Genomic DNA, 24,937 nt, shown 5'->3' on the forward strand with positions numbered 1-24,937 from the left:
GCGACACCCTTCGGATGGTCACCGTCGGGGTGTGGCCCGTATCGATCGGTGGGGCGCGGGTGGGATCAGTCCGCGCGCCGGGGGCGCTGCGCCCGCGCGGAGGCGTAGAGGCAGACGGCGGCGGCGGTGGCGAGGTTGAGACTCTCGGCCTTTCCGTGGATCGGGACCCGGATCACGGCGTCGGCCAGGGCACGCGTCTCCTCCGGGAGGCCCCATGCCTCGTTGCCGAACACCCAGGCGGTGGGCCCGCCCATGGTGCCCGCGTCGAGTTCGTCGTCCAGGTCGTCCTCACCGGCGCCGTCGGCGGCCAGAATGCGCACCCCGGCGTCCCGGAGTCCCCGCACGGCCTGCTCCACGGGTACGCCGACGGCCACCGGAAGGTGGAAGAGCGACCCGACGGAGGCCCGGACCGACTTGGGGTTGTAGAGGTCCACGGAGGCGTCGGTGAGCACGACCGCGTCCGCGCCGGCGGCGTCCGCGCAGCGCAGCACCGTGCCCGCGTTACCGGGGTCGCGCACGTGGGCGAGGACCGCCACCAGCGTGGGCCTCGCCGCGAGGATGTCCTCGAAGGGCGAGTCCAGGAAACGGCAGACGCCGATCAGGCCCTGCGGGGTGACGGTCTGCGAGACGTCGGCGAGCACGTCACCGTCCGCGAGGTGCACGCGGGCGCCGGCGGCACGGGCGGCGTCGATGATGTCGGCGTACCGGTCGGCCGCCTCGACGGTGGCGAAGAGCTCGGTCAGCGTGGGTTCGCCGTCGCCGCCCCGGTGCGCGGCTGCCTCCCGCACGGCCTGCGGCCCCTCGGCGATGAACCTGCGCTCCTTGCCGCGGAAATTACGCCTGGCCAGCCGTCGTGCGGCGGCGACTCGCGGCGATCGCGCGGAGATCAGTTCGGGGGTGCCCATGGTCGGCGGCGAGCCTCTCTGCGTAAGTCAGCTTCTCTGCGTACGTTTCTCCGCGTACGGCTGACCGCGTACGCGACACGTGCTGCAACGCACCGGACCCGCAGACGGCGCGCGTCTGCGGGTCCGGCGTAAACGCTTGGCGACGGAAGTGCTGCCGGATCAGGCGGCCTTCGGGGCGTTGACGTCGCTCGGGAGGGCCTTCTGGGCGACCTCGACGAGGGCGGCGAACGCGTTGGCGTCGTTGACCGCGAGCTCGGCCAGGATCTTGCGGTCCACCTCGATGTTGGCGGCCTTCAGACCCTGGATGAGGCGGTTGTACGTCATGCCGTTCTGGCGGGCGGCCGCGTTGATGCGCTGGATCCAGAGCTGACGGAAGTCGCCCTTGCGCTTCTTGCGGTCGTTGTAGTTGTAGACCAGGGAGTGGGTGACCTGCTCCTTGGCCTTGCGGTACAGGCGCGAACGCTGACCGCGGTAACCGCTGGCGGCCTCGAGGATCGCCCGGCGCTTCTTGTGGGCGTTTACTGCCCGCTTGACGCGTGCCACTTTTAACTCCTTGCAGCGGGGTCAGGTGGTCTCTGTGCGGACCCACCCGACCCGGAAACGAATTGGTCCCGGTCGGATCGAGGTCGCGCCTCCGGGCTCACCGGAGGCCGCGCCTCACTTGCCGAGAAGCTTCTTGACCTTCTTGGCGTCGGCCGGAGCCACGACGACCGTGCCGGTCAGCGAGCGGGTCTTCTTCGACGACTTGTGCTCGAGCAGGTGGCGCTTGCCGGCCTTCTCGCGCAGCACCTTGCCGGAGCCCGTGATCTTGAAGCGCTTGCTGGCACCGCTGTGCGTCTTGTTCTTCGGCATCGCGCCGTTATCTCCTCGTCAGTGGCGCCCCTCTCGGTGCGGGCACCGGACTGCGGGGGCGTCAGATCTTTGGGTGGTTTCCGAGGGACCCGGGGGCGCCTGGGTGGCGGCCCCCGGAGGTCACGCCTCGGAAGGTGTCTCGGCCGGAGCCTCGGCCGCTGCGGCCGGGGCCTCAGCGGTGTCACCCTCGGACTCGGCGTCGGGGGTGACTCCCTGACGCTCCGCCTTGCGGGCGGCCTGGGCCTCGCGGGCTTCGGCCATGGCTTCGGTCTTCTTCTTGTGCGGGCCCAGAACCATGATCATGTTCCGGCCGTCCTGCTTCGGGTTCGACTCGATGAAGCCGAGGTCCTCGACGTCCGAAGCGAGACGCTGGAGCAGTCGGAAACCCAGCTCCGGGCGGGACTGCTCACGACCACGGAACATGATCGTGATCTTGACCTTGTCCCCCTGCTTGAGGAACCGGACGACGTGACCCTTCTTGGTGTCGTAGTCGTGCGGGTCGATCTTCGGCCGGAGCTTCATTTCCTTGATGACCGTGTGCGCCTGGTTCTTGCGCGCCTCACGGGCCTTCATGGCCGACTCGTACTTGAACTTCCCGTAGTCCATGAGCTTGCACACGGGGGGACGGGCTGTCGCCGCCACCTCGACCAGGTCGAGGTCGTACTCCTGTGCGAGCTCCAGGGCCTTGGCAAGCGGGACAATCCCGACCTGCTCGCCGCTGGGACCGACCAGTCGCACCTCGGGAACGCGAATCCGGTCGTTGATGCGGGGCTCGGCGCTGATGGATCCTCCTCGGTAGCACCACGCGACCGCCTGGCGGACAGCCGCGTAACGTCTTCTGTAAGACCAACCGAGCCGGGAAAGCAGAAATGCCCCGGACGGGACACAGGCGGGGCTCCTGGAACTACCGGAACACCGTCGCGTGCAACCGCGGGGCGCAATCGGGCGGCCCCATCGTCCGTACGGAACGATGGTTGCCACCTGACCGGTGACCCGCCGTCCCGGAGGACGGTCAGGTGGGAGATCGGAGCCTCCACTTGTGGGCCGAGCACATAGGTGTCCGGCCGGTCGTTACACAAGGTTAGCAGCTCCCCGGGGGTACGGCGAACCCGCTGCCCGGGGCGGCTCCCGCAGCAGGAGGCGCGCCCGCGTGGCCTTATCGTGTGAGCATGAGCGACACGACCACTCCCAGCACCGAGAACCCCGGCTTCGACGACATGGCCCGCGACATCGCGGAGGTTCCCGCGGTCGAGGTGATCGTGACCGTCGCCGTCAATCTGATGAGCGCGGCGGCCGTGAAGCTCGGCCTGACCGAGGAGGGCGAGGAGCACAAGGACCTGGACGAGGCCCGCAAGCTGGTCCAGGCGCTGGCGGGGCTGCTCGACGCGAGCGCCACCGAGATCAGCACCTTCCACGCCTCGCCGCTGCGCGACGGCCTGAAGTCGCTCCAGCTCGCCTTCCGTGAGGCCTCGCTCGTACCGGACGAGCCCGGGAAGGGCCCGGGCGAGAAGTACACCGGCCCGGTCTACGGCTGATCCTCCGGCCAGGACCACGGCCCGACGAGCCCGCCGCCTGTGACAGGTGGCGGGCTCGTGCGCGTCAGCGGCTGAAGAGGGGGCTGCCCGGGGCCTCGGCACCGGGCGGCAGCAGTGCCAGGTCGATCCCGCGGACCAGCCGGGCACGCAGCACCTCGCTGGCCGAGAGCGTGTCGGCGACCCGGCGGGCGGCCTCCGCGACCACCGCGTCCGGCGCGAGGACCAGCGCGAGGGTGCCGTCGGCCGTGCCGGGGCCGAGGTGGGCACGCAACACCGCGGGCTCGGCGGCGACCGCCTCCCGCACCGCCTCGACGACGGCGGGGTCGTCGAGCGGGTCCGCACTGGCCCGGTTCTCGGCCAGGGCCAGCAGCGCCGGTCCGGTCAGCTCGAAGGCGACGGGCCCGGCGAGGTCGAGCACCACCGTGTCCGCCTTCTCGTGCGCGGCGGCCTGCAGCGCCTGGTGCAGGGGTACGGCGACGGGGCGCGCCTGCGGGTCCCAGCGTGCCAGCGCGGCGGTGGAGGTGAAGGCGGGCAGGGCGCGCCGGTCGCCGGCCTGCAGCGTCGGCACGGCCATGTCGCTGGTCTTCTCGCGGCGCAGCCCGCTCCCCCGTCGCCCGCCACCGCCCTTCCCAGGAGCTTCGCGTCCCTCCTCGGCGCCCTCCTCGACCTCCCCCAGCACGGCGACGACCGGCACGAGCAGCCGGGCGTCGCGCAGTGCCGCGAGGACGGGGCCGAGGGCCGTCCGGTCCTCGGCCCAGGCGGCGAGGGCCGCCGTCAGTTCGGGCGAGGCCGTGCCGTCGTCGTCGGAGAAACCGGGGTCCGGGATGTTCTTGAGCGCCACACGACGAGCGTAGTGGGTCGGTTCTCCCACCTCGGCGACAGGTCGGGCACAGGCTGCTGCCAGGGTCGCTGTCCAGCGTCCGGGCCATGTCCCGTCACAGAACGCGAAGGCCGGCGCTGTCCGGCCTCGTGACCGCCGCCGTCGTGCTGCTGGCCGGTTCCGCCGCGGGAGGCGCGTACCTGGTGGGTCGTTCGCCGGATGACGCGGCCGCCGCCGTGGCCGCCGTATCGTCCGCGTCGAGCCCGCCGGCCGAGGCGGGCCGGAGCGAGGAGCCCGAGGTGGATCTCGACGCGGAGCTGGCCGACGCGCTGGCACCCCTGGCGGACGGCGCCGACGTGTCGGTGGCCGTGCTGGACACGGAGAGCGGCGCGGGCGCCGCGTACGGGTACGGGTCGTACGACACCGCCAGCATCGTCAAGGTCGACATCCTGGCGGCCCTGCTGCTGCGGGCGCAGGACGAGGGCCGGGAGCTGAACGGCGCGGAGCACGCGTGCGCGGAGGCCATGATCCGGCGCAGCGACAACACCTCGGCCACCGAACTGCTCAAGGTGATCGGCGGGGAGGAGGGGCTCGACGCGGCCAACGTACGGCTCGGGCTGACCGCGACGGAGGCCGCGCACGCATGGGGGCTGACCCGGACCACGGCGTCCGACCAGGTGCGGCTGCTGGAGGCGGTGTCCCGGGCGGACTCGGTGCTGTCGGCGGCCTCTCGCGCCTATGTGACGGAGCTGATGGGCCGGGTCGACGCGGACCAGCGGTGGGGGGTGTCCGCCGCGGGCACCGACGCCGTGCTGAAGAACGGCTGGATGCCCCGGACGACGACGGGGCTGTGGGACGTCAACAGCATCGGGCGGGTGGAGAGCGGTGGGCACACCCTGCTGATGGCGGTGCTGTCGCGCGGTCATGCGACGAAGGAGGCGGGCGTCTCCCTCGTGGAGTCCGTCGCGAAGGCGGCGGCCGGCGTGGCCGGTGCGGCGGGCTGAGGCGGGCCGGACGGGGCGGTCAGCGGAGGGGGCCGGTGGGAAACGGGCTGTAGCCGGGTGCGGCGGTGTTCCTGCCGCCTGTGCTTCTGCCACCGGTGTTCCTGCCGCGCCACAGCACCACGGCCAGCGCGAGCAGTACGGCTCCGAGGCCGCCCGCCGAGGGGGCCAGCCAGCCGGCCGGGTCCCCGTCGTCCGCCTCCGGGGCGGGGCCCGAGCCGAAGTACTCGTCGCTGTGGCCGGCCTCGGCGGACCGCTCGCTCAGGTCGTCGGGGCGAAGCTTCGCCCCGGCCTCGATCGCGGCGGCGGGGTCGACGAGTCCGTAGCCCCTGGCGTCGTCGCGGCCGCCCGAGGGGGCGTCGCGTGCGCTGTCCGCGAGCAGGGTCTTGATCTGCGCGGGCGAGAGTCCAGGGTGCGCGGCGCGCACGAGGGCGACGGCCCCGGAGACGAAGGCGGACGCGGCGGAGGTGCCCCACTCGATGTAGTAGTGCCCGTCGGGGTTGGCCACGACGACGTCGACGCCGGGAGCGCTGACGGTGGCGTACCAGCGGCGGGTCGAAAACGCCGCATGGGTGCCGTACTTGTCGACCGCGGCGGCGGCGATCACACCGGGGTAGGCGGCCGGGTAGGAGGTCCGGTCGCCCTTGTCGCCGCTGTTGCCCGCGGAGGCGACGACGGCGACGCCCTTGCCGAGGGCGTACTGCACGGCGGCGTCCTCACCGGGTTCCGGGTGGGCCGACTCGCTGTCGTCGCCGAGGGAGAGGTTGATGACGTCGGCGCCGTGGTCGGCCGCCCAGCGGATTCCGTCGGCGAGTGCGGTTCCGCGGGACTCGCGGGCCTTGCTGCGCGACGGGTCACCGGACTCGAGGATCACCCGCACGGGAAGGATCTTCGCCTCGGGGGCGACACCGAGCACCCCGTCCGCCCGCCCCGGCCCGTTGCCGCGTCCGGCGATGATCCCGGCCATCGCGGTGCCGTGCAGGGCCCAGGAGCGGTCGCCCCGTCCGGCGCCGAAGCCGATGAGGTCCTTGCCCGGGAGCACCTGGCCGGCGAGGTCGGGGTGTTCGTCGTCGACTCCCGTGTCCAGGACGGCGACCGTGATGCCCTTGCCCTTGGTGGTCTGCCACGCGGTGCCGGTGTGCAGGGCCTCCAGGCCCCACTGCTGGTCCCTGATGGCGTCCGCGTGCGCGGGCACGGCGGGCAGCAGCGCGAAGGCGGCGGCCGTGGCCACGGCAGCGAGCGCCCGGAGCCGACGGGGACGGGTCATTCCGGCGTCTCCGTGAGGTCGGTGACGGTCCTGCGCAGGGTGCGCTCCACCCGGTCGGCGACGCCTTTCGCCTCGTGACCGAGTCCCGCCTGCGCGGTGGCCGTCGTGGCACCGTCCGCCATGGCCTCGGCAGCGGGCTGCGGCTCCGCGACCGTACGGCCGTCGGCGAAGCCGGAGACGGAGAACACGACGACGGGAACCTCGGTCAGGACGTGCACCGTCCAGCTGGCGCGCTGTCGCTCGCCGAAGCCGGCGGCGACGGTGCCCGCGACCGGGTAGGTCCGGGGCATCAGGTCGGAGCGGGCAGCCAGGCCCTGGGTGGTGAAGCGGGTGCTGAGGGCGCTCATCCCCTCGGTGCCGGCCTCGGTGACGACCATGCCGACGGTGGTGACGCTGCTGCGGGTGGCATCGGTGTAGGTCGCGCGCAGCAGGCGTTCGCAGCCGACCGGGCGGAGCGTCTCGACCAGCAGCGGGTCCAGACCCGCCGCGCAGCCGCTGTCCCTCGCGACGGCGACCCTGGTCCAGCGCCGGTCGGTGGCTCCCGGGCCCGCGCCGTCGCCCTTGAGGGTGCGCGGGAAGAGGGTGTCCACGGGCACGCTGTGCCAGACGGAACGGCTCACCGTGTAGGCGCTGTCGGTGTGGGGCTCGGCGGCGGAGTCGCCGGTGAGCCAGCTGCCGGTGACCGCTCCCCCGATGAGTCCGAGGCCGAGCACGGCACAGACGGCGGCCGCCACGGTCCTCATGGGGTTCCGGGCCTTGACGGGGCGCAGCCGGGTGGTGGTCTCGGCGGGCGTCTCGGCGTACGCGTAGTAGGCGCCGGGCGGGGGTGGTGTGGCACCGGGGCGCGGGGTGAGGTCCACCGCGCCGACGGGCCTGCGCCTGGTCGCGGCGGGCGGTGGCGGACCGGGCCGGACCGGTGGCGCGGGGGGTACGGGGCGGAGCCGGGTGGTCGTCTCCACGGGCGGCGTGGGCTCGGCACCCGGACCGGGCGGCGTGGGTGCGGAGCGAGGGGCTGGGGGTACGGGATCGGCACGCGGTGCGGGTGGGGCGGGGACGGCCGGTGGGGTGGTCGGGCGGGGCGGCACTGGAGCGCGCTGCGCCTCGGTACTCATCCGTCCCCCTGGTCCACGCCCCGTACCGCCGACGGACCGCCGTACCGCACGAGCCCGCTGGTCGATCGTGTACCGGTCACTCTACGGGGTGGACGGCGCCCCGTGGGAATGGGACAGGGGGTGCGGGATGATCTGCACCGAACGTCCCCTACCCCCGTCGTCGGGCTGTCTGGCAAGCTGCGGCCATGACTGTCCGCGCCACTGACCGGAGCCGTTACGACACGGCCACCGCCCATCTCGACGCGCCCGTCGCCGTCGTCGACCTGAAGGCCTTCGACGCCAACGCCGACGACCTGGTACGCCGGGCGGGCGGGAAGCCGATCCGGGTGGCCAGCAAGTCGGTGCGCTGCCGCGCGTTGCTCGAACGGGTGCTGGCGCGCCCCGGTTTCGCCGGAATCATGTCGTTCACGTTGGCGGAGTCGCTCTGGCTGGCCCGCGCCGGATTCGACGACGTACTGCTCGCCTATCCGTCGGCCGACCGGTCCTCGTACGCCGAACTGGCCGCCGATCCCAAGCTCGCGGCGGCCGTGACGGTGATGGTGGACGACCCCGCGCAGCTCGAGCTGATCGACGCGGCGCGGGGCGGTGGCACCGAGGAGATCCGGGTCTGCCTGGAACTGGACACCTCACTGCGTCTGCTGGGCGGCCGGGTCAGGATCGGCGCGCTGCGCTCCCCGCTCCGCTCCCCCGCCCAACTCGCCGAGCTGGCCCGGTCGGTGGACCGCAGGCCCGGCTTCCGGCTGGTGGGACTGATGGCGTACGAGGGCCATGTCGCCGGGGTCGGCGACGCGGTGGCCGGCCGGCCGCTGCGGTCGCGCGCGGTCCGGCTGATGCAGGCGGCGGCGCGCAGGGAGCTGGCGGCCAGGCGGGCGGAGGTCGTGCGGGCGGTCCGCGCGGTGGCACCCGGCCTGGAGTTCGTGAACGGGGGCGGCACCGGCAGTGTGCAGCACACCGCCGCGGAGTCCGCGGTGACCGAGATCGCCGCGGGGTCCGGTCTCTACGTACCGAGGTTGTTCGACAACTACACCTCCTTCACCGGCCGTCCGGCGGCGCTGTTCGCCCAGCCGGTGGTGCGGCGGCCGGGTGTGGGCGTGGTGACGGTGCTCGGCGGGGGCTACCCGGCGTCCGGGGCGGCGGGCGCGGACCGGCTGCCTGTGCCGTATCTGCCGGAAGGGCTGCGCTACGACCCGCAGGAGGGCCCCGGCGAGGTCCAGACGCCGCTGCTCGGGGCCCCCGCGGACGATCTGCTGATCGGCGACAAGGTGTGGTTCCGGCACGCCAAGGCCGGCGAGCTCTGCGAGCGCTTCGACGAACTGCGGCTGATCGAGGGTGAGCGGATCACCGCCACCGTGCCGACGTACCGCGGTGAGGGCCTCACCTTCCTCTAGGGCGGCGGCGGGCGTCAGCCGAGCGGGGTCACGTACGCACCCGAGATCCCTCCGTCGACGAGGAAGTCGGTGGCGTTGACGAACGACGAGTCGTCGCTCGCCAGGAAGGCGACCGCCGCCGCGATCTCCGTCGCCTCGGCGAACCGGCCGAGGGGGATGTGCACCAGCCTGCGGGCGGCGCGTTCCGGGTCCGTGGCGAACAGTTCCTGGAGCAGCGGGGTGTTGACCGGCCCGGGGCACAGGGCGTTGACCCGGATCCCCTCGCGGGCGAACTGCACCCCTAGTTCGCGGGACAGGGCGAGGACGCCGCCCTTGGACGCGGTGTACGAGATCTGGGAGGTCGCGGCGCCCATCCGCGCCACGAAGGACGCGGTGTTGATGATCGAGCCCCGGCCCTGGCGCCGCATGTAGGGGAGGGCGGCCTTGCAGCAGAGGTAGACGGAGGTCAGGTTGACGTCCTGGACGCGCTTCCACGCCTCCAGCCCGGTCGTGAGGATGGAGTCGTCGTCGGGCGGTGAGATGCCGGCGTTGTTGAAGGCGATGTCGACGGAGCCGTAGGTGTCGTCCGCCGCCGCGAAGAGGGCCTCGACCTGGTCGGGATCGGTGACGTCGACGGGGACGAAGGTCCCTCGCACCTCCTCGGCGGCGGCCCTGCCCGCGGTCTCGTCGATGTCGCCGCAGACGACGTGGGCTCCTTCCGATGCCAGCCGGCGTGCGGTGGCGAGGCCGATGCCGCTGCCCGCGCCGGTGATGACGGCGGTGCGGCCGGTCAGGCGGCGGCAGATGTTCTCGGAGTCGGTCATGTTCGCTCAGGCCTCCGTGCCGATGAAGACGTTCTTGGTTTCGGTGAAGGCCGCCAGGGCGTCGGGCCCCAGTTCGCGGCCGAGCCCGGACTGTTTGTACCCGCCGAACGGGGTCCAGTAGCGGACGGCGGAGTGGGAGTTGACGGAGAGGTTCCCGGCCCTCACCGCCTGGGACACCCGCAGGGCGCGGCCCACGTCGCGGGTCCAGATCGAGCCGGCCAGGCCGTGGTCGGTGGCGTCGGCCAGCCGGACGGCGTCGTCCTCGTCCTCGAAGGGCAGGACGACGGCGACGGGGCCGAAGACCTCCTCGGTGGCGACGGGTGCGTCGAGGGCGATCCCGGTGAGGACGGTCGGGGGGAACCAGAAGCCGGGGCCCGTGGGGGCGCCGCCCCGGATGCCGTCCGCGCTCTCGGGAACGTATCCGCGGACGCGCTCCAGCTGGGCCCGGGAGATCAGCGGGCCCATCTGCGTCTTCTCGTCCGACGGGTCCCCCACGACGACGGAGGTGATGGCGGGGACGAGGAGTTCGAGGAAGCGGTCGTACACGGAGCGCTGGACCAGGATGCGGGTGCGGGCGCAGCAGTCCTGGCCGGCGTTGTCCAGGAAGGACATGGGGGCGGTTGCCGCGGCGGCCTCGACGTCGGCGTCGGCGAAGACGATGTTGGGGCTCTTGCCGCCGAGTTCGAGGGTGAGCCTCTTCACCCGGTCCGCGCACCTGGCCATGATCTGCTTGCCGACGCGGGTCGAACCGGTGAAGACGATCTTGGACACGCCCGGGTGCTCGACCAGCGCGGCACCCGCCACGTCCCCCGCGCCGGGCAGCACCTGGAAGAGGTGCTGGGGGAGGCCGGCGTCGAGAGCGAGCCGGGCCAGGTACTGGGCGGTGAGCGGGGTGGTCTCGGCCGGTTTGAGGAGGACGGCGTTCCCGGCGGCGAGGGCGGGTGCGGTGCCCCAGGCGGCGATCGGCATGGGGAAGTTCCACGGGGCGATCACTCCGACGACGCCCAGCGGTTCGAGGAAGGTGAGATCGATCCCGCCCGGTACGGGGATCTGGCGTCCCGTGAGGCGCTCCACTCCCCCGGCGGCGTAGTCCAGCAGGTCCCGGACGTTGGCCGCCTCCCAGCGGGCGTTACCGAGGGTGTGTCCCGCTTCGGTGACCTCCAGCAGGGCCAGCCGCTCGGCGTGTTCGTCGACGAGGACGGCGAAGCGGCGCAGCAGCCGGGCGCGGTCGGCGGGAGCCAGGGCGGCCCAGGTGCGCTGGGCCGCCGTCGCGCGGGTGACGGCGGTGTCGACCTCGGCGGCGGTGGTGGCGGGGACGGTGGCGACCAGTTCTTCGGTCGCCGGGTTCAGGACACGGTGTTCGTGGATCACGGGGCTCCTCACAGGCGTTCGAAGGATCGGCGGAGCTCCCAGTCGGTCACCGCGGCGTCGAAGGCCTCCAGTTCGACGCGCGCCGTGTTGCGGTAGTGCGCCACGACGTCGTCGCCGAAGGCGTCCCGGGCCGTCTCGCTGCTCTCCCAGAGGCCGGCGGCTTCGCGGAGGGTGGTCGGGACCCGGTCGTATCCGGCGGTGTAGGCGTTGCCCTCGCAGGCGTCGGGGAGTTCCAGCTCGTTCTCGATGCCGTGCAGTCCGGCGGCGACGAGGCCGGCGACTGCGAGGTAGGGGTTGACGTCCCCGCCGGGCAGCCGGTTCTCGAAGCGCATCGAGCGGCCGTGTCCGACGACGCGCAGGGCGCAGGTGCGGTTGTCGTGCCCCCAGGCGACGGCGGTCGGGGCGAACGAGCCGGGCTGGAACCGCTTGTAGGAGTTGATGTTCGGCGCGTAGAGCAGGGAGAAGTCGCGCAGGGCGGCGAGCTGGCCCGCGAGGAAGTGCCGCATCACGGGGGACATCGTGCCGTCCTCGCCCGCCATGACGCTGTGCCCTTCCGCGTCCCGGAGCGAGAGGTGTACGTGGCAGGAGTTGCCCTCGCGCTCGTTGAACTTGGCCATGAAGGTGAGCGAGACGCCCTCCTGGGCGGCGATCTCCTTGGACCCGGTCTTGTAGACGGCGTGCTGGTCGCAGGTGACGAGCGCCTCGTCGTAGCGGAACACGATCTCGTGCTGCCCGGGGTTGCACTCGCCCTTGGCCGACTCGACGGTGAGCCCGGCGGCCGCCATCTCGTTGCGGATGCGCCGCAGCAGGGGCTCGATGCGTCCGGTGCCGAGGACCGAGTAGTCGATGTTGTACTGGTTCGCCGGGGTGAGGCCCTTGTAGTCGCGGTCCCAGGCCTGCTCGTAGGTGTCCTTGAAGACGATGAACTCGAGCTCCGTACCGACGTGCGCGGTCAGCCCGTGAGCGGCGAGCCGCTCCAGCTGCCGCCGGAGGATCTGGCGGGGCGCGGCGGCGACCGGTGTGCCGTCGTCCCAGGAGAGATCGGCCATGACCAGGACCGTGCCCTCGTGCCAGGGGATCCGGCGCAGGGTCGTGAGGTCGGGGCGCATCGCGAAGTCGCCGTAGCCGTTGGACCAGGAGGACATGGCGAACCCGTCGACGGTGTTCATGTCCGTGTCGACGGCGAGCAGGTAGTTGCAGCCCTCCGTTCCGTGTTCCAGCACCTCGTCGAGGAAGAAGGACGCCGCGAACCGTTTGCCCTGCAGTCTTCCCTGCATGTCGGTGAAGGCCAGGACCACGGTGTCGATCTCACCGCGCTCCACGAGCGCGCGCAGCTCGTCGGTCCCCAGCGGGGGTGTTCGCTCTGCCACGGGATACTCCTCGTTCGGTCAGGCGGTCTAAGGTATGGGAGAAAACCATTGGGGGGAAGGGAATCGGGACGTGGCGGAAGAGACCGGGGAACCCGGGGCCTTCGACCGGCTGGTGCCCGCGCTGCGGCCGGTCCGCGCGGGCAACGGCTTCGAGGAGGCGCTGGAGCAGATCCTTCAGGTGGTGCGGCTCGGCCTGGTACCCGGCGGAGGCCGGCTGCCGGCCGAGCGCGAACTGGCCGGGCTCCTGGGGATCAGCCGCGTCACCCTGCGCGAGGTGCTGAAGGTCCTCCAGGACCAGGGCCTGATCGAGGCGAGGCGCGGCCGGTACGGCGGTACGTTCGTGCTCCCCCGCACCGGTCCGGCCGACGGTGACGAACTGCGCCGCCGGACGGCGGACGTCGACATCGAGGACATCCTGCTGTTCCGCGAGGTCCTGGAGACGGGGGCCGCCGGGCTCTGCGCGTCGCGCGGCCTCGGCGACGAGGGCGCGGAGCGGCTGCGGACGGCTCTGGCGGCGACACACGAGGCACCTCTGCCCGACTACCGCAGGATCGACACCCTTTTCCATCTGACGCTCGCCGAGCTCTCCGGCTCCCCCTCCCTCGCGGCCCGGTACGCGGCCGTGCGGGCAGGCGTGAACGACCTCCTGGACTGCATCCCCCTGCTGGTGCGGAACCTCGAACATTCGCAGCTTCAGCACACGGCCCTCGTCGAAGCGGTGTCCGACGGCGACGAGGAGCGGGCGCGGGCGGTGATGCGCGAGCACTGCGCGGGGACGGCCGCGCTGCTCCGGGGCTTCCTGGCTTGATCCAGCCTTTCCGGATCACTCCTCTTGCGCGGCGGGCCCGCACGAACAAAGGTATGACGCAACACCATTGCACCGGGCCGGCCCGCAGACCGGCCGCCGGAGGGACCGCACCATGCACGAACCGCTCATCGGCGTCACGACCTATCTGGAGCCGGCGGCTCGCTGGGGCGTCTGGGAACTCCCCGCGGCGCTGCTTCCCTCCGCCTACCCCCGGCTGGTCCAGCGGTCCGGCGGACTGGCCGCGCTGCTGCCTCCCGACGATCCGGCGAAGGCGGCGGACGTCGTGGCACGGGTGGACGGCCTGGTGATCGCGGGCGGCGCCGACGTCGACCCCGGGCTGTACGGCGCGGAGCGCGACTTCCGGACGGGCCCGCCGGCACACGAGCGCGACACCTGGGAGGTCGCCCTGCTGCGTGCGGCGAGGGCGGCAGGCACCCCGGTGCTCGGGATCTGCCGCGGTATGCAGCTGCTCAACGTGGCGCTCGGCGGCACGCTGACCCAGCATCTGGACGGCCACGCCGGCCCGTTCGGGAAGGCCGGGGTCCTCGGCGAGCACACGGTGACGCCGGTGCCGGAGACGCTGTACGCCTCGCTCGTGCCCGAGGAGGCGTCCGTACCCACCTACCACCACCAGGCCGTGGACCGGCTGGCGCCGGGCCTGGTGGCCTCCGCGTACGCGGAGGACGGCACCGTGGAGGCCGTCGAACTGCCGGGCCTCCCGTGGGTGCTCGGGGTCCAGTGGCACCCGGAGATGGGCGACGACCTCCGCATCATGCGGGCCCTGGTGGCGGCGGCCCGGGCCGGGGCGGCCGTACCCTCGGCCTGAGGGCTGCCCCCGTGGCGGCCGGCGGCCCGGGGTGCGCCGCCCCCGGCCCGACCCCGGCGTCAGGACGCTTGCGGCTCCTGGGCGGTGAGGGAGAGCAGGTCACGGGCGGGTCCCGTGGGCCGGTGGCCGGCAGGCCAGACCGCGCGCAGTTGACGGCGCAGCCGGACTCCCGCCACCGGGACCTTGACCAGGCGCCGCGCGGAGAGCTCCTCGCCGAGCGCCAGTTCGCTCAGCACGCAGGGTCCGGCGCCGCTCTCCGCGGCTCCCTTCACCGCGGTGGTCGAGGAGAGTTCGAGCAGCGGGCGGGCCAGCCCGCCGTGGACGGCGAGCGCGGCGTCCAGGACCTGACGGGTGCCCGAGCCGTGTTCACGCAGGATCAGGGGCGTCGCGGCGAGTTCACCCGGCGTCAGCCGGCCACGGTGCGCCCACGGGTGGGAGGGTGCGACCACGACGACGAGCCGGTCGTGCGCGATGACGGTGCCGTCGAGGCCCTCCGGTATCGAGAGGCCCTCGACGAACCCCAGATCCGCCTCTCCGGCCAGCAGTCGCAGGGCGACCGCCGCCGAGTTGCCCGCGAGCAGGGACACTGCGGTTCCCGGCCGGCCGGCCCGCAGGGCGATCAGCCAGCCCGGCAGCAGGTACTCCGCGATGGTCATGCTCGCGGCGACGCGCAGCCGGGAGTCACGCCGGTCCCGCAACGCCTGGGTTCCCGCGTCGAACGCCTCGGCCGCCTCGACGACCCTGCGCGCCCAGTCGGTGACGAGGGCTCCCGCGTCGGTCAGCCGGGAACCGCGCGGCGAGCGGTCCACCAGCGCGACGCCGAGCTGCCGCTCCATCGACCGGATGCGGCCGGAGGCCGCGGGCTGGCTGATGCCGACCTCCCGCGCCGCCCTGCCGAGGCTCCCGTGCCGCGCGACGGCGAGCAGCAGCACCATGGCTCCCAGGTCGGGAACGCGGTGGGACAGAGCGGCGGGCGGGGGCACCATGCTGGACATAAGCCCAGCCTATGACCTCATAGCTCCACGCTCCCTGGTGGACGACCGTCCGCCCGCCGAGAATCGTGGCATGGCCATCTTTCCGCAGACCAAGACCGGGCGGAGCCGGACCGGTACCGGGACCCCTGCCTCGCGCACCGGCGCCCTCCGGCTTCCGTCGCTGCGGCACTTCGGCCCCAACTGGTACGCGACGGTGATGGGCACCGCCATCGTCGCGACCGCGGGCGCCACGCTGCCCGTGGACGTGCCGGGCCTGCGGGCCGCCACCGTCGTGGTCTGGGCCCTGTCCGCCGCGCTGCTGGCCGCCGTGCTCACGGCCCGCGCCGGACACTGGGTCCTGCACCGGGACCAGGCCCGTACGCACCTCATGGATCCCGCGGTCGCCCCCTTCCACGGCTGCCTGTCCATGGCGCTGCTCGCCGTCGGCGCGGGCACCATGGTGGCCGGCCGGGACGTCATAGGGCATCCGGCCGCCGTGGCCGTGGACACGCTGCTGTTCACGGCCGGCACGGTCACCGGTCTCGTGGCGGCCGTGGCGATCCCGTACCTCATGGTCGTACGGCACCGGCCCGCCCCGGGCACCGCGTCGCCGGTCTGGCTGCTGCCGCTGGTGGCCCCCATGGTCTCGGCCGCGGTCGGACCGCTGCTGGTGCCCGAGCTGGCTCCCGGACAGGGACGCGAGGCGCTCCTGCTCGCCTGTTACGCGATGTTCGGGCTGTCCCTGCTGGCGACCCTGGTGATCGTGCCGCTGGTCTTCGCGCGGCTGGTCCACGGCGGTCCCCTGCCGCTCGCGCTGACCCCGACGCTCTTCCTGGTGCTCGGTCCGCTGGGCCAGTCCACGACCGCCGTCAACCAGCTGGCCGACGTGGCGCCCGGCGCGATCGCGGCGCCGTACGCCTCGGCCTTCGGTGCCTTCGCCGTCCTCTACGGGGTGCCGGTGATGGGGTTCGCCCTGCTGTGGCTGGCCCTGTCCACCGCGATGGTGGTGCGTGCCGTACGGCGCGGCATGCGGTTCACGATGACGTGGTGGGGGTTCACCTTCCCCGTAGGTACGTGTGTGACCGGCGCGGCGGGACTGGCCCGGCACACCGGACTGGACGCCTTCACCTGGCTGGCCGTGGCCCTCTACGCGCTGCTCGTGACCGCGTGGGCGGTCGCCGGGGTGCGGACGCTGGGCGGGCTGTTCAGCGGAGCGCTGCTCGCAGCGCCCCGGCCGCTTCGGCCGGTGACGGTCCGTACCACGTGAGGTGACGGCCGTCGACGAACACGGCGTGCAGTCCGGGGAAGGCCTCGGGTCCGTCGCCCGCGGTGAAGCGGTACGGCTCGTCCGGCAGCACGACCAGCTCGGCTCCGCACGCGTTCAGCCCGGCCGGCGGGACGCGGCGGCGGGCCCTGCCCGCACGCGGTGAGGACCCGTTCCAGCTCGGCGAAGGCCTGGTCGAGCGTGCGGATCTCGGTGACCAGGACGTCCAGTCCGGAGTCCCGCAGAGCGGTCAGGTCCGCCTCGCGGTTCTCCTCCTCGTTCGCGAGGACGAGATCCGGGCGCAGGGACAGGACCGCGGCGGTGTCAGGGTTCTTCGTGCCACCGATCCGGGCGGCGGTGAGTCCGGCGGGACGGGTGCACCAGTCGGTGACACCGACGAGCAGACAGGGGGCGGTGACGGCGACCGCCTCGGTGAGCGACGGGACGAGGGAGACGACGCGCACCGGCACCCCCGTCAGCGGCGCGAGTCGTAGGTCGCGTCGATGTGTTCGGCGACGGAGACGACCAGCAGGCGGGTGCCCGGCACGGTCGCCCGCCACCGGTGCCTCACCCCGCCGGAGAGGAAGAGGGTGTCGCCCCGCCCCAGCCGGTGGGCCTGCCCTTCGGCCTCGACCTCCACGGCACCCTCCACGACGTACATCACCTCGTCGTTCCGGTGCTGGAACTCACGCCCGAGGTCCTGCTCGCCGATGAACTCGAGCGCGCTGAGCTGGTGCCGTCCGCGCACCAGCCTGCGCACACCGTCCTCGCCGTCCGCCCGTACGACGTCCACGGCGCGTGCCGAGTCCGCCGCGGCGCGCAGCCGCTCGGTCGTGGTCTCCAGCGCCTCCGCCACCCGGTCCAGGGACCGGGGACTGGGTCTGGCCCGTTCGTTCTCGATCTGGCTGAGGAACGGTACGGACAGGCCGCTGCGTCCGGCCACCGCGGCCAGGGTGAGTCCGAGGGTCCTGCGGCGTCGGCGAACCGCGGCCCCCACTCGAAGGGCTTCCTTCTCGTCCATGTCCGGCTCCCTCCCCGGATCGCCATCCTCCCGGTTGCCAGCACCATACGCATGTCGTCTGCGTGATGGAGCGGAAGCGGACAGGCGGGAAACCCTCGGGGACTCCTCAGACCAGCCTGAAGGGGACGGCCCCGGTTCGCTACCGGGACCGTCCCCTTCGGTCGTGACGGGATCGTGGGTCGGCTGATCAGCTGCCGACGGGCGTCAGCTTCGCCACCACGTCCGGGTTGGCGTCCATCCAGCGGCGGGCGGACTCCTTCTCCTTGCCGGCGCCGCCCTTCTGGATCTCCACCTCGAGCGAGGCCAGCTGCGCCTCGCTGAGCTTGAAGTCCTTCAGCCAGCCGGTCAGCTCCGGGAAGTCCTTCGCGAAGTCCTTCTTGGCGACCGTGTGGATCTGCTCGCCCTTGCCCCAGGCACCCTTCGGGTCCTCGAGCTTCTTCAGGTCGTGCTGACCGTAGGCCCAGTGCGGCGACCACAGGGTCACCACGACGGGCTCCTTCTTCTTGATCGACCGGTTCAGCTCGGCGAGCATCGAGGAGGTGCTGGAGGAGACGACCTTGTACTCGCCCTCCAGGCCGTACTCCTTGAGCACCTTCTTGTTGAGGGTGCCCATCATCCCGGCGCTGGACTCGATGCCGATGATCTTGCCGTCGAACTTCTTGCCCTGACCCTTGAGGTCCTCGAGCGAGTCGATGCCCTTGACGTACGACGGAACCGTCAGCTCGAGCGACGTCGGCCCGTACCACGAGCCGAGATCGACGAGGTTCTCCTTGTAACGGTTCCAGTAGTCCTTGTGCGTCGTCGGCAGCCAGGAGTCGAACTGGACGTCGAGCTGCCCCTGCGCGAGCCCGGTGTACAGCGGACCCGGGTCGAGCTGCTTGACCGTGGTCTTGTAACCCCGGTCCTCCAGCATGTTCTGCCAGAGGTAGGTGCTGGCGATGGCCTCGTCCCACGGGAAGTACCCCATGTTGACGGTCTTGCCCGCGTCCTTGCCCTGCTGCGAACCGCCCGCGCCGCCCGGTACCGGGGCCAGCTTGTCGACGACACCCGAGTTCTTCTTCAGCCAGTTGCGGACGCCGTCCTGCTCCTTGCCCTGGCCGGCCCCCTGGATCTCGTTCTCCAGGCTCGTGAGCTGCTTCTCGGTGAGCTTGAAGTCCTTGAGCCACTTCGCGACGGCGGGAGCCTTCTCGGCGAAGCCCTTGTGGGCGACGGTGTGGACCTCTTCGCCCTTGCCCCAGGCACCCTTCGGGTCCTTGAGCTTCTTCAGGTCGTGCTTGCCGTAGGCCCAGTGCGGCGACCACAGGGTCACCACGACGGGCTCCTTCTTCTTGATGGAGGCGTTCAGCTCGGCGAGCATCGAGGAGGTGCTGGAGGAGACGACCTTGTACTCGCCCTCCAGGCCGTACTCCTTGAGCACCTTCTTGTTGAGGGTGCCCATCATCCCGGCGCTGGACTCGATGCCGATGATCTTGCCGTCGAACTTCTTGCCCTGGCCCTTGAGGTCCTCGAGCGAGTCGATGCCCTTGACGTACGACGGAACCGTCAGCTCGAGCGACGTCGGCCCGTACCAGGCGCCCAGGTCCTCCAGCTGGTCGCTGTACTTGTCCCAGTAGTCCTTGTGCGTGGTGGGCAGCCAGGAGTCCGTCTGGAAGTCGATGTCACCGCGGGCGACACCGGAGTAGAGCGGACCGGCGTCGAGCTGGGTGATCCCGGTCTCGTAGCCGCGCTGCTCCAGGATCTCCTTCCACAGGTACGTGGAGGCGATGCCCTCGTCCCAGGGGATGTACCCCATGTTGATCTTCTGGCCCTGGCCGACGTTCGAGGCGTCTGCCTGTGCTGCCTTCGAGTCGGAGGAGCCGGCGATGTTGAGGCCGCCCGCGACGAGCGCGAGGACGACGACACCGGTCATCGCGACGGCGGTTCCCGGCTTGTAGTGCGTGAACTTCAGCCGCCGCGCACCGGCGGCGACCTTGGCGGCGGCACGGCGGCCGAGCGGGGAGACCCGCTCGTTGAGCGCGCCGGTCATCCGGTCCAGGTACATGGCCAGGATGACGACGGCGATCCCGCTCTCGGCGGCGAGGCCGACCTGGAGCTGGGTGATCGCGGCGTACACCTTCTCGCCGAGGCCGCCGGCGCCGGCCATGCCGCCGATGACGACCATCGACAGGGCCAGCATGATGACCTGGTTGATTCCGGCCATGATCGTCGGCAGGGCGAGCGGCAGCTGCACCCGGGTGAGGGTGTGCTTGGGCGAGGTGCCGAAGGCCTCGGCGGCCTCGACCAGTTCGCTGTCGACCTGACGGATGCCGAGCTCGGTCATGCGGACGCCGGGCGGCATCGCGAAGACGATGGTGGCGATCACGCCAGGGGTGACACCGACACCGAAGAACATGACGCCGGGGATCAGGTAGACGAAGGCCGGCATCGTCTGCATGACGTCGAGCACCGGCCGCAGCGCGGCGCTGACCCTGCTGTTACGGGCCGCCCAGATGCCCGTGGGCACGGCGATCACGATCGTGATGAGGGCTGCCACGACGACCAGCGAGAGGGTGGCCATCGCCTCGTCCCAGAGGGCGAGGGAGTCGATGAGCGCGAAGCCCGCGAAGGTGGCGACGGCGGGGATCACCCCGCGCAGCCAGAACGCGATGACGGCGAAGATCCCGGCTACCAGCAGGGGCTCACCGCCGCCCAGCACGGCGTTGACGCCGTCGTACATGCCGCCCAGGACGGTCTTGATGAAATCGAAGATCCAGGTGAGGTTCGACTGGAGCCAGTCGACCGCGTCCTCGACCCAGCTGCCGAAGGAGAGCCTAGGCACCGGCGATCACCTTCTTGACCTCGTCCCGGGGGGCCGGCACCTGGGTGTCGGTCCGGGGCTCCACCTGGGGCTCCTCGCCGAGCGCCGCGAGCAGCCTCTCGCGCGGGACGACGCCGATGACGTCGCCCTCCTCGCCGGTGACGACGACGGCCGCCCCGCTGGTGGAGAAGGGGACGAAGAGCTCCGCTATGGGAGTCTCCGAAGTCACGGTCGCCGGGGCCTCTGCCAGCAGGTCCTCGTCGGAGCGGCCCGTCTCGGGAGTCTCCATGATCGAACCCGCCGTGAGCACGCGGGAGCGGTCGACGTCCTGGATGAAGGACGCGACGTAGTCGTTGGACGGCCGGACGAGGATGTCCTCGGCGGTGCCCTGCTGGACGATCTCGCCGTCCCGCATCACCGCGATGCGGTCGCCGAGGCGCATGGCCTCGTTGAGGTCGTGGGTGATGAAGACGATCGTCTTCTTCAGACGCTTCTGCAGTTCGAGCAGCTGGTCCTGCATGTCGCGGCGGATCAGCGGGTCGAGCGCGCTGAAGGACTCGTCCATCAGCAGCAGGTCGGCGTCGGTGGCGAGCGCGCGGGCCAGGCCCACGCGCTGCTGCATGCCGCCGGACAGCTCGTCGGGCCAGGACTTCTCCCAGCCCGCGAGACCGGTCAGCTCCAGCGCCTCGGCGGCACGCGCCTCACGCGCCGCACGCGGGACGCCCTGGACCTCCAGGCCGTACGCAGCGTTCTCGAGCACGCTGCGGTGAGGAAAGAGCGCGAAGTGCTGGAAGACCATGCTGATCTTGGTGGAGCGGACCGAGCGCAGGTCACGAGGGCTGAGCGCGGTCAGGTCCTGACCGTCGAACAGCACCCGGCCGGCGGTGGGCTCCAGCAGACCGTTGAGCATCCGCAGCAATGTGGACTTTCCTGAGCCGGAGAGCCCCATGACGACGAAGATCTGGCCCGGCTCCACGGTGAAGGAGGCGTCGATCACCGCTGCGGTCGTTCCGTCGGCGCGCAGCTCGTCGCGGTGGGTACCGCCCTCGAGCTTCTGCACGGCTTGATCTGGTCGTCTGCCGAACACCTTGTACAGGTGCTCCGCTTGCAGCCTTGACACATACACCTCACGCGTTGAACCGAATCGGTCTGCCACCCCCTCCGGCAGACCGTGGAGCGGTGCGGGTCGGTCCGCAGAGCACGGGCACTTGTTGAAAAATGGACGTGGTCCGCTCCGGTGCCGCGCCTTCCCCCGCTTACGCGAACCAAACACTTGTGTGACCCAGCTCACTTGGAGGGAGCGAGGAGTGCGGGAACCGCACTCCCACCAGGCCCGCCGTGTCAGTGGGGTGCGGCATGATCGGTGGTGTGACGCGACGCCTGATGCTCCTCGACACCGCCTCCCTCTACTTCCGCGCGTATTTCGGCGTCCCCGACTCGGTGCGCGCACCGGACGGGACCCCGGTGAACGCCGTGCGCGGCCTGCTCGACTTCATCGCACGGCTCGTGCAGGACCACCGGCCGGACGACCTGGTGGCCTGCATGGACGCCGACTGGCGCCCGCAGTGGCGGGTCGACCTGATCCCGACCTACAAGGCCCACCGGGTCGCCACCGAGACCACCGCGGGCCTTCCCGACGAGGAGGAGGTCCCCGACACCCTGTCCCCGCAGGTCCCGGTCATCGAGGCCGTGCTGGACGCACTGGGCATCGCCCGGGTGGGCGTCAGCGCGTACGAGGCCGACGACGTGATCGGCACGCTGGCCGGGCGCGCCACCGGCCCCGTGGACATCGTCACCGGGGACCGCGACCTCTACCAGCTGGTCGACGACGCCCGCAGGGTGCGGGTCCTCTATCCGCTGAAGGGCGTGGGGACGCTCCAGGTGACGGACGAGGCCTGGCTGCGCGAGAAGTACGGCGTGGACGGCGCCGGGTACGTCGACCTGGCCCTGCTGCGCGGCGATCCGAGCGACGGCCTGCCGGGGGTGCCCGGTATCGGCGAGAAGACGGCGGCGAAGCTGCTGGACGCCTACGGCGACCTGGCCGGGATCATGGCGGCGGTGGACGATCCGGCCGCCGCGCTGACCCCGTCCCAGCGCAGGCGGCTGGACGAGGCCCGGGAGTACGTGGCGGTCGCCCCGAAGGTCGTCCGTGTCGCGGGCGACGTCCCTCTGCCGGCATTCGACCCAGCCCTCCCCCGGGAACCGCGCGACCCGGCGGCCCTGGAGGCCCTCGCGGCGCGGTGGGGTCTGGGGAACGCCCTGCAGCGCCTGCTCCTCACGCTCCAGGCGTAGAGTGCTAGCTTAGGCAAGCCTAACTAAGCAGAACCTCGTATGTCGCCCAGAGCAGGGAGAACCTCGTGGCAGAGCGGCCGCAACGCCGGACACCGAAGGCGCAGGGGGCGCAGGTTCTGCGCACCGAGCAGATCACCCCGCACATGGTGCGTGTGGTCCTCGGTGGCGAAGGTCTGGCCGATTTCGCCCTGGCGGGCTTCACCGACCACTACATCAAGCTGTGCTTCGCACCCGAGGGCGCGGACTACGCCCATCCCTTCGACATGGCCGCGATCCGCGAGGAGTACCCGCGCGAGCTGTGGCCGACCACCCGGACGTACACGGTGCGCTCCTGGGACCCCGTCGCCCGGGAGATGACGGTCGACTTCGTGGTGCACGGCGACGAGGGCCTCGCGGGCCCCTGGGCGGCCCGGGCACTCCCCGGTGACCAGGTGACCTTCCTCGGGCCCGGCGGCGGTTACGTCCCGGAGGCCACGGCCGACTGGCATCTGCTGGTGGGCGACGAGAGCGCCCTGCCCGCGATCGCCGCGGCCCTGGAGCACATGCCCGAGGGCGCGTCGGTCCACGCCTTCGTGGAGGTACCGGACCCGTCGGAGGAGCAGAAGCTCGTGTCGCCCGAGGGCGTCTCGGTCACCTGGCTGCACCGCGGCGACCGCCCCGTCGGAGCGGCGCTCGTCGAGGCGGTGTGCGGTCTGGAGTTCCCCGAGGGCGAGGTGCAGGCGTTCGTCCACGGCGAGGCGGGCTTCGTGAAGGAGATCCGGCGCCACCTCCGCCTGGAGCGAGGCATCCCTCTCGGACAGCTGTCGATCTCGGGTTACTGGCGCCTCGGCCAGAACGACGACGCGTGGCGTGCGGTCAAGCGCGAGTGGAACGAGCAGGTGGAGCGCGAGCAGGAGAGCGCCGCCTGACGCCCCTCCCCCTTCGTCTCGTCGCGAGCCCGGTCGCCGTTTGACGGCGACCGGGCTCAGCGCGTTCCCGGCCATACCCCGTTCGTTCCCCCGTTCAAGTGAGGCGGCGCACCCCATTGCCGTACGCACGTTCAAGGGCAGGGCGTGCGAAGATGTCCGATCGCCCACCAATCCGCAGGGCCGCCGGCTCCGAATCACCCAGGAAACCGAAGCGTGCTCCGGGAGGAACGTCCGCGTGAGAGAAGCCGTACACATCAGCGGGGTCCCCTCAGCAGGGCCCGACCTTCAGGAGCTGCTCGTCCAGGTCGCCCGGGGTGACCAGGATGCCTTCACCCGGGTGTACGACCAGGTCAGCGGCCCGGTTCTCGGCCTGGTGCGGAGTGTTCTCCGCGATCCGGCCCAGTCGGAGGAGGTGGCCCAGGAAGTGCTCGTCGAGGTCTGGCGTACCGCTCCACGCTTCCAGCCGTCCCGTGGCAGCGCCATGAACTGGGTGCTGACGCTCGCCCATCACCGGGCCGTGGACCGGGTCCGTTCCGCCGAGGCCACGTCCGCGCGGGAGCACAAGGCCGCGTTGCTGGACCGCACGCCGGAGTTCGACGAGGTGTCCGAGCAGGTCGAGAGCCGGCTGGAGAGGGAGCAGGTCCGGCGCTGTCTGCGGACGCTGTCCGAGCTGCAGCGGGAGTCGGTGACGCTGGCGTACTACCGCGGACTCACCTACCGCGAGGTCGGCGAACTGCTGTCCGTTCCGCTGGGAACCATCAAGACACGCCTGCGCGACGGGCTCATCCGCCTGCGCGACTGCCTGGGGGTGAGCGCATGAGCACGGCCGAGCTCCACACGCTGACCGGGGCGTACGCCCTGCACGCGCTGCCGGACGACGAACGCCTCGCGTTCGAACGGCATCTGGGTGCCTGCGAGGCCTGCGCCCAGGAGGTGCGCGAGCTGTCCGCCACCGCCGCCCGGCTCGGGCTCGCGGTCTCGGCTGTCCCGCCGCCCGCTCTCCGGGACCGGGTGCTGAGGGAGATCACGACCGTGCGGCAGGACGCCCCCTCCCACCAGCGGGGCTCCCGCGCCGCGGCGTCCCGCGGACGCGCCGGCCGCTGGCCGACGTATGCGCTGGCCGCCTGCGTCGCCGCCGCCGCCGCTTTCGGCGGGGTCGCCGTGTGGCAGAACCAGCTCGCCCAGGACGCCCGGCAGGAGGCGGCCCGGGCCCAGCTGCACAACGAGCGGGTGGCCCAGGTGCTGACCGCGTCGGACGCCAGGACCAGCGCGTCGGACCTGGCCGGCGGGGCGCGGGGCACCGTCGTGGTCTCGAAGAGCGTGAACCGCGCGGTGTTCCTGGCCTCGGACATGGCACCTCCGCCCGGCGGCAAGGTGTACCAGCTGTGGTTCGACGACGAGGGCACCATGCGCTCGGCGGGGCTGATGAACCCGTCCGCCTCGGACGACGCTGTGCTGCTGGACGGGCCCGTGGACACTGCGTCCGGGATGGGCATCACCGTGGAACCGACGGGCGGATCCGACCACCCGACGTCTGATCCGGTGGCACTGATGGACTTCCAGGACGCCTGAGCGGCCCCCGGAGACGGGTGTGCCCCCGGCCTCGAACACGAGGCCGGGGGC

24 protein-coding genes and 1 pseudogene are annotated in these 24,937 nt (G+C 71.9%); 10 read left to right on the top strand and 15 right to left on the bottom strand.

Going from position 1 to position 24,937, the window contains the following annotated elements; all coding sequences use genetic code 11:
* Positions 1-65: 65 nt before the first annotated feature.
* The 4 genes from ABZ441_RS06855 to infC all read right to left on the bottom strand — a co-directional run bounded on the left by ABZ441_RS06855 (position 66) and on the right by infC (position 2,540).
* Positions 66-905, bottom strand: coding sequence for an RNA methyltransferase (locus ABZ441_RS06855; protein WP_358969177.1), 840 nt, complete (start codon positions 903-905; stop codon positions 66-68).
* 159 nt (positions 906-1,064) lie between these two features.
* Positions 1,065-1,448, bottom strand: a complete 384-nt coding sequence (gene rplT / locus ABZ441_RS06860; RefSeq protein WP_003970214.1) for a 50S ribosomal protein L20 — start codon at positions 1,446-1,448, stop codon at positions 1,065-1,067.
* A 114-nt stretch (positions 1,449-1,562) separates the two neighbouring features.
* Positions 1,563-1,757, bottom strand: a complete 195-nt coding sequence (rpmI, locus tag ABZ441_RS06865) for a 50S ribosomal protein L35 (protein WP_099176763.1) — start codon at positions 1,755-1,757, stop codon at positions 1,563-1,565.
* Positions 1,758-1,877: 120 nt separating this feature from the next.
* A complete protein-coding gene (gene infC, locus ABZ441_RS06870; RefSeq protein ID WP_307792746.1) occupies positions 1,878-2,540 on the bottom strand; it encodes a translation initiation factor IF-3 in 663 nt (220 codons plus the stop codon).
* Positions 2,541-2,926: 386 nt separating this feature from the next.
* Here infC and ABZ441_RS06875 point away from each other — a divergent pair, with 386 nt between their 5' ends.
* Entirely contained in the window at positions 2,927-3,292 is a 366-nt protein-coding gene (locus ABZ441_RS06875; protein WP_358969179.1) for a DUF1844 domain-containing protein, read from the top strand.
* Between the two features lie 64 nt (positions 3,293-3,356).
* Here ABZ441_RS06875 and ABZ441_RS06880 read toward each other — a convergent pair whose 3' ends face one another.
* The gene (locus ABZ441_RS06880; protein WP_358969181.1) at positions 3,357-4,133 is read right to left on the bottom strand and encodes an SseB family protein; all 777 of its coding nucleotides are present in this window, start codon (positions 4,131-4,133) and stop codon (positions 3,357-3,359) included.
* Between the two features lie 86 nt (positions 4,134-4,219).
* Between ABZ441_RS06880 and ABZ441_RS06885 the strand changes: the two genes are divergently transcribed.
* Positions 4,220-5,116: a serine hydrolase gene (locus tag ABZ441_RS06885; RefSeq protein WP_358969182.1), complete on the top strand. Its 897-nt coding sequence runs from the start codon at positions 4,220-4,222 to the stop codon at positions 5,114-5,116.
* 19 nt (positions 5,117-5,135) lie between these two features.
* Here the strand turns inward: ABZ441_RS06885 and mycP are convergent, their stop codons facing one another.
* Both mycP and ABZ441_RS06895 read right to left on the bottom strand, forming a co-directional pair.
* Entirely contained in the window at positions 5,136-6,380 is a 1,245-nt protein-coding gene (mycP, locus tag ABZ441_RS06890; RefSeq protein ID WP_358969184.1) for a type VII secretion-associated serine protease mycosin, read from the bottom strand.
* Entirely contained in the window at positions 6,377-7,240 is an 864-nt protein-coding gene (locus tag ABZ441_RS06895; RefSeq protein WP_358969241.1) for a hypothetical protein, read from the bottom strand. Before ABZ441_RS06895 ends, mycP begins: the two co-directional genes overlap by 4 nt.
* 437 nt (positions 7,241-7,677) lie before the next feature.
* Between ABZ441_RS06895 and ABZ441_RS06900 the strand changes: the two genes are divergently transcribed.
* The gene (locus ABZ441_RS06900) at positions 7,678-8,880 is read left to right on the top strand and encodes an amino acid deaminase/aldolase (RefSeq protein WP_358969186.1); all 1,203 of its coding nucleotides are present in this window, start codon (positions 7,678-7,680) and stop codon (positions 8,878-8,880) included.
* Positions 8,881-8,894: 14 nt separating this feature from the next.
* Here ABZ441_RS06900 and ABZ441_RS06905 read toward each other — a convergent pair whose 3' ends face one another.
* The 3 genes from ABZ441_RS06905 to ABZ441_RS06915 are packed head-to-tail and all read right to left on the bottom strand — an operon-like array spanning position 8,895 to position 12,424.
* A complete protein-coding gene (locus tag ABZ441_RS06905; RefSeq protein ID WP_358969188.1) occupies positions 8,895-9,683 on the bottom strand; it encodes a 3-oxoacyl-ACP reductase in 789 nt (262 codons plus the stop codon).
* A gap of 6 nt (positions 9,684-9,689) precedes the next feature.
* Positions 9,690-11,054 (bottom strand): aldehyde dehydrogenase family protein, encoded by a 1,365-nt coding sequence (locus tag ABZ441_RS06910; protein WP_358969190.1) that lies wholly within the window; start codon positions 11,052-11,054, stop codon positions 9,690-9,692.
* A gap of 8 nt (positions 11,055-11,062) precedes the next feature.
* On the bottom strand, positions 11,063-12,424 hold the full coding sequence (locus ABZ441_RS06915) for a glutamine synthetase family protein (RefSeq protein ID WP_358969192.1): 1,362 nt from the start codon (positions 12,422-12,424) through the stop codon (positions 11,063-11,065).
* 70 nt (positions 12,425-12,494) lie between these two features.
* On the opposite strand from ABZ441_RS06915, the gene ABZ441_RS06920 reads away from it, so the two are divergent.
* Positions 12,495-13,232 carry an FCD domain-containing protein gene (locus ABZ441_RS06920; RefSeq protein ID WP_358969194.1) on the top strand — a complete coding sequence of 246 codons (738 nt, stop codon included), beginning with the start codon at positions 12,495-12,497 and terminating at the stop codon, positions 13,230-13,232.
* 112 nt (positions 13,233-13,344) lie between these two features.
* The gene (locus tag ABZ441_RS06925) at positions 13,345-14,058 is read left to right on the top strand and encodes a gamma-glutamyl-gamma-aminobutyrate hydrolase family protein (protein ID WP_358969196.1); all 714 of its coding nucleotides are present in this window, start codon (positions 13,345-13,347) and stop codon (positions 14,056-14,058) included.
* A gap of 59 nt (positions 14,059-14,117) precedes the next feature.
* On the opposite strand, the gene ABZ441_RS06930 is transcribed toward ABZ441_RS06925, so the two are convergent.
* Positions 14,118-15,053: a LysR family transcriptional regulator gene (locus tag ABZ441_RS06930; RefSeq protein ID WP_358969198.1), complete on the bottom strand. Its 936-nt coding sequence runs from the start codon at positions 15,051-15,053 to the stop codon at positions 14,118-14,120.
* A 70-nt stretch (positions 15,054-15,123) separates the two neighbouring features.
* Here ABZ441_RS06930 and ABZ441_RS06935 point away from each other — a divergent pair, with 70 nt between their 5' ends.
* Positions 15,124-16,299 carry a TDT family transporter gene (locus ABZ441_RS06935; RefSeq protein ID WP_358969200.1) on the top strand — a complete coding sequence of 392 codons (1,176 nt, stop codon included), beginning with the start codon at positions 15,124-15,126 and terminating at the stop codon, positions 16,297-16,299.
* Here ABZ441_RS06935 and ABZ441_RS06940 read toward each other — a convergent pair.
* The 4 genes and pseudogenes from ABZ441_RS06940 to ABZ441_RS06955 form a co-directional block, all read right to left on the bottom strand.
* Positions 16,238-16,760, bottom strand: a pseudogene (locus tag ABZ441_RS06940) (helical backbone metal receptor). The gene ABZ441_RS06935 and the pseudogene ABZ441_RS06940 sit on opposite strands and share 62 nt — an antisense overlap.
* Before the next feature lie 11 nt (positions 16,761-16,771).
* Positions 16,772-17,317 carry a helix-turn-helix domain-containing protein gene (locus tag ABZ441_RS06945; protein WP_358969202.1) on the bottom strand — a complete coding sequence of 182 codons (546 nt, stop codon included), beginning with the start codon at positions 17,315-17,317 and terminating at the stop codon, positions 16,772-16,774.
* Positions 17,318-17,504: 187 nt separating this feature from the next.
* Positions 17,505-20,135 carry an ABC transporter permease/substrate binding protein gene (locus ABZ441_RS06950; RefSeq protein WP_358969204.1) on the bottom strand — a complete coding sequence of 877 codons (2,631 nt, stop codon included), beginning with the start codon at positions 20,133-20,135 and terminating at the stop codon, positions 17,505-17,507.
* A complete protein-coding gene (locus ABZ441_RS06955) occupies positions 20,128-21,234 on the bottom strand; it encodes a betaine/proline/choline family ABC transporter ATP-binding protein (RefSeq protein WP_358969206.1) in 1,107 nt (368 codons plus the stop codon). Before ABZ441_RS06955 ends, ABZ441_RS06950 begins: the two co-directional genes overlap by 8 nt.
* A gap of 263 nt (positions 21,235-21,497) precedes the next feature.
* Between ABZ441_RS06955 and ABZ441_RS06960 the strand changes: the two genes are divergently transcribed.
* The 4 genes from ABZ441_RS06960 (at position 21,498) to ABZ441_RS06975 (ending at position 24,886) form a co-directional block, all read left to right on the top strand.
* Positions 21,498-22,406: a 5'-3' exonuclease gene (locus tag ABZ441_RS06960; protein ID WP_358969242.1), complete on the top strand. Its 909-nt coding sequence runs from the start codon at positions 21,498-21,500 to the stop codon at positions 22,404-22,406.
* Between the two features lie 65 nt (positions 22,407-22,471).
* Positions 22,472-23,314: a siderophore-interacting protein gene (locus ABZ441_RS06965; RefSeq protein ID WP_358969209.1), complete on the top strand. Its 843-nt coding sequence runs from the start codon at positions 22,472-22,474 to the stop codon at positions 23,312-23,314.
* Between the two features lie 235 nt (positions 23,315-23,549).
* The gene (locus tag ABZ441_RS06970) at positions 23,550-24,134 is read left to right on the top strand and encodes a sigma-70 family RNA polymerase sigma factor (protein WP_358969211.1); all 585 of its coding nucleotides are present in this window, start codon (positions 23,550-23,552) and stop codon (positions 24,132-24,134) included.
* Positions 24,131-24,886 (top strand): anti-sigma factor, encoded by a 756-nt coding sequence (locus ABZ441_RS06975; protein WP_358969213.1) that lies wholly within the window; start codon positions 24,131-24,133, stop codon positions 24,884-24,886. Before ABZ441_RS06970 ends, ABZ441_RS06975 begins: the two co-directional genes overlap by 4 nt.
* Positions 24,887-24,937 lie beyond the last annotated feature (51 nt).

The sequence above is a fragment of the Streptomyces sp. NPDC005752 genome (assembly GCF_040630715.1).
Classification (GTDB): domain Bacteria; phylum Actinomycetota; class Actinomycetes; order Streptomycetales; family Streptomycetaceae; genus Streptomyces.

Coding starts and splice junctions, on each gene's coding strand:
- ABZ441_RS06875 (WP_358969179.1), top strand. CDS start 2,927: ATGAGCGACACGACCACTCCCAGCACCGAGAACCCCGGCTTCGACGAC.
- ABZ441_RS06885 (WP_358969182.1), top strand. CDS start 4,220: ATGTCCCGTCACAGAACGCGAAGGCCGGCGCTGTCCGGCCTCGTGACC.
- ABZ441_RS06960 (WP_358969242.1), top strand. CDS start 21,498: ATGCTCCTCGACACCGCCTCCCTCTACTTCCGCGCGTATTTCGGCGTC.
- mycP (WP_358969184.1), bottom strand. CDS start 6,380: ATGACCCGTCCCCGTCGGCTCCGGGCGCTCGCTGCCGTGGCCACGGCC.
- rpmI (WP_099176763.1), bottom strand. CDS start 1,757: ATGCCGAAGAACAAGACGCACAGCGGTGCCAGCAAGCGCTTCAAGATC.
- ABZ441_RS06935 (WP_358969200.1), top strand. CDS start 15,124: ATGGCCATCTTTCCGCAGACCAAGACCGGGCGGAGCCGGACCGGTACC.
- ABZ441_RS06925 (WP_358969196.1), top strand. CDS start 13,345: ATGCACGAACCGCTCATCGGCGTCACGACCTATCTGGAGCCGGCGGCT.
- ABZ441_RS06905 (WP_358969188.1), bottom strand. CDS start 9,683: ATGACCGACTCCGAGAACATCTGCCGCCGCCTGACCGGCCGCACCGCC.
- ABZ441_RS06930 (WP_358969198.1), bottom strand. CDS start 15,053: ATGTCCAGCATGGTGCCCCCGCCCGCCGCTCTGTCCCACCGCGTTCCC.
- ABZ441_RS06855 (WP_358969177.1), bottom strand. CDS start 905: ATGGGCACCCCCGAACTGATCTCCGCGCGATCGCCGCGAGTCGCCGCC.
- ABZ441_RS06900 (WP_358969186.1), top strand. CDS start 7,678: ATGACTGTCCGCGCCACTGACCGGAGCCGTTACGACACGGCCACCGCC.
- ABZ441_RS06945 (WP_358969202.1), bottom strand. CDS start 17,317: ATGGACGAGAAGGAAGCCCTTCGAGTGGGGGCCGCGGTTCGCCGACGC.
- ABZ441_RS06975 (WP_358969213.1), top strand. CDS start 24,131: ATGAGCACGGCCGAGCTCCACACGCTGACCGGGGCGTACGCCCTGCAC.